We start from the raw sequence: 6,833 nt of genomic DNA on the forward strand, positions 1-6,833 counted from the left end.
CGTGCCGATGGTGATGACGTCCGTGCCGCCCTGGCCGGTGATCGTCTCCAGAGCCGAGACCAGCAGGGTGTTGCCGGTGGTGCCCAGAGTGATGGCGTCGGTGCCCGCACCGCCCGTCAGCGTCTCCAGACCCGAAGCCAGCATGGTGGTGCCGGTGTCGCCGATGGTGACGACGTCGGTGCCCACATCGCCGGTCAGGGTTTCCAACCCGCGCAGCAGGATGGTGTTGCCGGCGGTGGACAGGGTGACGATGTCGATTGCGCTGTTCGCCGTGGCGATGTTCAGCCCGCCGATCAGGGTTTCGATGCCCGACACCAGCAGCGTGCTGCCGCCAAGCCCGAGGAAGATGCTGTCGCTGCCGGCACCGCCGGTCAGCGTTTCCAGCCCCGACGCCAGCAGCGTGCCGCCGACCGAGCCCAGGGTGACGACGTCGGTGCCGACCTGACCGGTCAGCGTCTCGAGCAGCGACAGCAGCAGCGTGTTGCCGGCCGTACCCAACATGACGACATCGGTGCCGGTCGCGCCCGTCAGGGTCTCCAGACCCGAAATCAGCAGGGTGTTGCCGAGCGTCGAACCCAGAGTGACGACATCGGTGCCGGTCGCCCCCGTCAGGGTCTCGACCGCCGATACGAGCAGTGTGTTGCCGGCAGTCCCCAACGTGACGGCATCGGTGCCGGTACCGCCGATGACCATCTCGAACAGCGACACGGACACGCTGTTGCCGGTGTCGCCCAGCGTTAGGACATCGGTGCCGCCCTGGCCGCTCAGCGTCTCGATGCCGCGCAGCAGCAGCGTGTTGCCGGCCGAACCGAAGGTGACGACGTCGGTGCCGGTGCCGCCGATTAGGATATCGATGCCCGACACCGAGAGCGTGTTGCCGGCCGAACCCAGGAAGACCAGTTCCGAACCCGTGCCGCCCGTCAGCGTCTCCAGACGCGACACCAGCAGCGTGCCTCCATCCGGCGCCAGCGTGATGACATCGGTCCCGGAACCGCCCGTCACGGTCTCCAGAGCCGAGACCAGCAGGGTGTTGCCCGAGGTGCCCAGCGAGATCACGTCGGTGCCCGAACCGCCCGTCAGGGTCTCCAAGGCCGAAGCCAGCATGGTGGTGCCGGTATCACCGATGGTGATCACGTCGGTGCCGCCCTGGCCGGTCATGGTTTCCAACCCGCGCAGCAGGATGGTGTTGCCGGCGGTGGACAGGGTGACGATGTCGATGGCGCTGTTCGCCGTGGCGATGTTCAGCCCGCCGATCAGGGTTTCGATGCCCGACACCAGCAGCGTGCTGCCGCCAAGCCCCAGGAAGATGCTGTCGCTGCCGGCACCGCCGGTCAGCGTCTCCAGCCCCGACGCCAGCAGCGTGCCGCCGAACGAGCCCAGGGTGACGACGTCGGTGCCGGCATCACCGGTGATCGTCTCGAGCAGCGACAGCAGCAGCGTGTTGCCGGCCGTACCCAGGGAGACGACGTCGGTGCCGGTCGCACCCGTCAGGGTCTCCAGACCCGAAATCAGCAGGGTGTTGCCGAGCGTCGAACCCAGAGTGACGACATCGGTGCCGGCCGCCCCCGTCAGGGTTTCGACCGCCGATACGAGCAGCGTGTTGCCGGCAGTCCCCAGCGTGACGGCATCGGTGGCAGCGCCGCCGATCAGGGTCTCGAACAGCGACACGGACACGCTGTTGCCGGTGTCGCCCAACGTCAGGACGTCGGTGCCGCCGCCGCCGATCAGCGTCTCGATGCCGCGCAGCAGCAGCGTGTTGCCGGCCGAACCGAAGGTCACCACATCGGTACCCGCCCCGCCGATCAGGATATCGATGCCCGACACCGAGAGCGTGTTGCCGGCCGAACCCAGGAAGACCAGTTCCGAACCCGTGCCGCCCGTCAGCGTCTCCAGACGCGACACCAGCAGCGTGCCTCCATCCGGCGCCAGCGTGACGACGTCGGTCCCGGAACCGCCCGTCAGGGTCTCCAGAGCCGAGACCAGCAGGGTGTTGCCCGAGGTGCCCAGCGAGATCACGTCGGTGCCCGCACCGCCCGTCAGGGTCTCCAGGGCCGAAGCCAGCATGGTGGTGCCGGTATCGCCGATGGCGATCACGTCGGTGCCGCCCTGGCCCGTCAGGGTTTCCAACCCGCGCAGCAGGATGGTGTTGCCGGCGGTGGACAGGGTGACGATGTCGATGGCGCTGTTGGCCGTGGCGATGTTCAGCCCGCCGATCAGGGTTTCGATGCCCGACACCAGCAGCGTGCTGCCGCCAAGCCCGAGGAAGATGCTGTCGCTGCCGGCACCGCCGGCCAGCGTTTCCAGCCCCGATACCAGCAGCGTGCCGCCCGCCGAGCCCAGGGTGACGACGTCGGTGCCGGCATCACCGGTGATCGTCTCGAGCAGCGACAGCAGCAGCGTGTTGCCGGCCGCGCTCAGGGTGACGACATCGGTGCCGACCTGACCGGTCAGCGTCTCGAGACCGGTCACCAGGATGGTGTTGCCGAGGACCGAGCCGATGGTGACGACATCGGTGCCGGCCGCCCCCGTCAGGGTCTCGACCGCCGATACGAGCAGCGTGTTGCCGGCAGTCCCCAGCGTGACGGCGTCGGTGGCAGCGCCGCCGATCAGGGTCTCGAACAGCGACACGGACACGCTGTTGCCGGTGTCGCCCAGCGTCAGGACGTCGGTGCCGCCACCGCCGATCAGCGTCTCGATGCCGCGGAGCAGCAGCGTGTTGCCGGCTGAACCGAAGGTCACCACATCGGTGCCCGCCCCGCCGATCAGGATATCGATGCCCGACACCGAGAGCGTGTTGCCGGCCGAACCGAGGAACACCAGTTCCGAACCCGTGCCGCCCGTCAGCGCCTCAAGACCCGACACCAGCAGCGTGCCGCCGGCCGAACCGATGGTGACGACGTCGGTCCCGGAACCGCCCGTCACGGTCTCCAGAGCCGAGACCAGCAGGGTGTTGCCCGAGGTGCCCAGCGAGATCACGTCGGTGCCCGAACCGCCCGTCAGCGTCTCCAGGGCCGAAGCCAGCATGGTGGTGCCGGTATCGCCGATGGTGATCACGTCGGTACCGCCCTGGCCCGTCAGGGTTTCCAACCCGCGCAGCAGGATGGTGTTGCCGGCGGCGGACAGGGTGACGATGTCGATGGCGCTGTTCGCCGTGGCGATGTTCAGCCCGCCGATCAGGGTTTCGATGCCCGACACCAGCAGCGTGCTGCCGCCAAGCCCCAGGAAGATGCTGTCGCTGCCGGCACCGCCGGTCAGCGTTTCCAGCCCCGACGCCAGCAGCGTGCCGCCGACCGAGCCCAGGGTGACGACGTCGGTGCCGGCATCGCCGGTGATCGTCTCGAGCAGCGACAGCAGCAGCGTGTTGCCGGCCGCGCTCAGGGTGACGACATCGGTGCCGACCTGACCGGTCAGCGTCTCGAGACCGGTCACCAGGATGGTGTTGCCGAGGACCGAGCCGATGGTGACGACATCGGTGCCGGCCGCCCCCGTCAGGGTCTCGACCGCCGATACGAGCAGCGTGTTGCCGGCAGTCCCCAGCGTGACGGCATCGGTGCCTATGCCGCCGATCAGGGTCTCCAACGAGGAAACAAGCATGGTGGCGCCAGTGTCGCCGACGGTGACGACGTCAGTACCGCCCTGGCCCATCAGGGTTTCGAGGCCGCGCAGAAGGATGGTGCTGCCGCCGCTGCCCAGCGTGACGACGTCGGTGCCGGTGCCGCTGACCAGCGTTTCCACCGCGGACACCAGCAGCGTGCTGCCCGACGACCCCAGAAAGACCAGATCCGATCCGGCGGCGCCGGTGATGGTATCAAGGGACTCGGCAAGAATCGTGGCGCCGCCGCCCCCCAGGGTGACGACATCGGTGCCGGCCGCCCCCGCCAGCGATTCGATGCCGCTGAGCAGCAAGGTGGCGCCCATGGTGCCCAGCGTCACCCGGTCGGTGCCGGTGCTCCCGCTCAGCGTTTCCAGCCGGTCGACCAGGACGGTATTGCCGGCGCCGCCCAGCAGGATCACGTCGGTGCCGGCATCGCCGGTCACCGTCTCGAACAGCGACAGCGTCATGGTGCTGCCGAAGGTGCCGAGTGCCACGACATCGCTGGCCGTCGATCCGATCAGCGTTTCCAGCCCCTGGACCTGGAGGGTGCCGCCTGTGGTTCCCAGTGTGATGACGTCGGAGGAGGAAGAACCGATGATGGTCCTGTACTGCTCCGCGAGGGACAGGGTTTCGCCCCCGCTGCCCACGAAGAGAATGTCGGACTTCACGATGCTGACCAGCGTCTCCAACCCGGTGAGTTGAAGGGTCTGGTTGGCCGAAATGATGGTTTCGATGCCGGAAACGGTCAGCGTGGCCCCAGCCGATCCAATGGTGAGGACATCGGTGCCCGAGCCGCCGATCAGCGTCTCGATCGAGCCGACCTGCAGCGTATTGCCGGCGGACGCCAGCGTCACGACGTCGGTGCCGGAGCCGCCGGTCAGCGTTTCGATACTGCCGACCTGCAGCGTATTGCCGGCGGTGCCAAGGGTGACGACATCGGTGCCGAAGCCGCCGGTCAGCGTCTCGATGCTGACGGCCAGCAGCGTGTTGCCGGCGGTGCCAAGGGTGATGACATCGGTGCCGACGCCGCCCGTCAGCGTCTCGATGGCACCAACTTCCAAAGTGCTGCCGAGGGTCCCCAACGTCACGGCATCGCTGCCGGCGCCGCCGGTCAGCGTCTCGACACCGCTGACCAGAAGCGTGACCCCGCTCGAATCCAGAGCGACGACGTCGGTGCCCGCGCCGCCGGTCAGCGTTTCAATCGAACTGACCTGCAGCGTGTTGCCGTCGGTGCCAAGGGTGACGACATCGGTGCCGGCGCCGCCCGTCAGCGTCTCGATTTCCGCGACCGTAAGGGTGTTGCCCGCGGTGCCGAGCATGATGACGTCGGCACCGACCCCACCCGTCAGCGTTTCGACAGCCGAAACCAGCATCGTGTTGCCGGCGGTGTTCAGCATCACGATGTCGGTGCCGGTGCCGCCCGCCAAGGTTTCGATGTCGGATACCAACACCGTGCTTCCGTTGGAACCGATCGTCACGACATCGGTGCCGGCCCCACCGGTCAGCGTCTCGATTCTCCACAGCTGGATGGTGTTGCCCGAATCCATCAGCGAGATGGCATCACGGCCCGAACCACCGTTCAATGTTTCGATCTGGGAAAGAAAAAGGGTTATGCCGCTGGCGCTGACTGTGACGACATCGACGCCCACACCGCCAACCAGTGTTTCAAGCGCCGAGATCAATACCGTGCTGCCGGCCGACCCGAAGGTCACGATGTCCGTGCCGGCGGCACCGATGACGCTTTCCACGGCGGAAAGCAGCACCGTGTTGCCGGCGGTACCGAACGTCACGACGTCGGTGCCGGCCTCGCCGATCAAGGTCTCGATGCCTTGCACCTTCACCGATGCGCCGGTGGCGCCCACCATTACGACGTCGGTGCCGCTGTCTCCCGTCACCGTTTCGATGAGGGAAATCTGAATCGTGCTGCCGCCGGTGGCGAGAAGGACGACATCGGCGCTGATCCCGCCGGTCAACGTCTCGATGCCGGAAACCAGTGTCGTGTTGCCGCCGGAGGCGAACGTCACGAGGTCGGTGCCGGCACCGCCGACCAGGGTCTCCAGCAGCTTCACCGTCATGGTGCTGCCAATGGTGCCGATGGTGACGACGTCGGTGCCGGTGCCGCCGGTCAGGGTTTCCAGCCCGGCGACCAGTGTCGTGTTGCCGGCCGAACCCAACGTCACCATGTCGGTGCCGGCGCCGCCGACCAGCGTCTCCAGCAACCGCACCAGCAATGTCGAGCCGGCGCTGCCGGTCGTCAGCACATCCGTACCGATGCCGCCGATCAGGGACTCCATCGCGGCGACCAGCATCGTGTTGCCGCCGGTGCCAAGAGTTACCGCATGATCTACAGAATTCGTACCGATAAGGGTTTCGACATTGGAGACGCCTAGGATATAAGTTCCTGAAAGAGTAACGACGTCCGTGGCGGACGATCCGACAACATAATCAAGGTTACTGACCGAAAGCGTTCCGCCATCCGTTCCGACCTGAACGGTAAGCGTTCCGCTCCCCGACGCGGTGATCGCCTCAATATTGCTTAACGTTATGGTTTCCGTGGCGCTCAGCACGTAATTGACAATGTCTGATCCTGAGCCGCCGAACAGCGTGTCAATCGCCTTTACGGCTAGCGTGTTGCCGGCGTTGTTCAGTGCGATGACATCGAGGCCGACCCCGCCGATCAGCGTGTCCACCAGCGACACCAGCATTGTTGTGCCGGTCGTGGCGATCGTTATGACGTCGGTGCCGGCGCCGCCCGTCAGCGTCTCGACACCGCTGACCAGAAGCGTGACCCCGCCCGAATCCAGAGCGACGACGTCGGTGCCCGAGCCGCCGGTCAGCGTTTCAATCGAACTGACCTGCAGCGTGTTCCCGGCGGTGCCAAGGGTGACGACATCGGTGCCGACGCCGCCCGTCAGCGTCTCGATGGCACCAACTTCCAAGGTGCTGCCGAGGGTCCCCAACGTCACGGCATCGCTGCCGGCGCCGCCGGTCAGCGTCTCGACACCGCTGACCAGAAGCGTGACCCCGCTCGAATCCAGAGCGACGACGTCGGTGCCCGAACCGCCGGTCAGCGTCTCGATGCTGACGGCCAATAGCGTATTGCCGGCGGTGCCAAGGGTGACGACATCGTTGCCGAGGCCGCCCGTCAGCGTCTCGATTGCCGCGACCGTAAGGGTGTTGCCCGCGGTGCCGAGCATGATGACGTCGGCACCGACCCCACCCGTCAGCGTTTCGACAG

Annotated in this window: 1 protein-coding gene; it reads right to left on the bottom strand. The window is 66.9% G+C overall.

What is annotated here, in order from left to right; genetic code table 11:
- Positions 1 to 6,833: calcium-binding protein (locus FZ029_RS24935; RefSeq protein WP_211104205.1), on the bottom strand; the 6,833-nt coding region annotated here is incomplete at both ends.

This window comes from Azospirillum sp. Sh1 (genome assembly GCF_008365135.1).
GTDB classification, from domain to species: domain Bacteria; phylum Pseudomonadota; class Alphaproteobacteria; order Azospirillales; family Azospirillaceae; genus Azospirillum; species Azospirillum oryzae.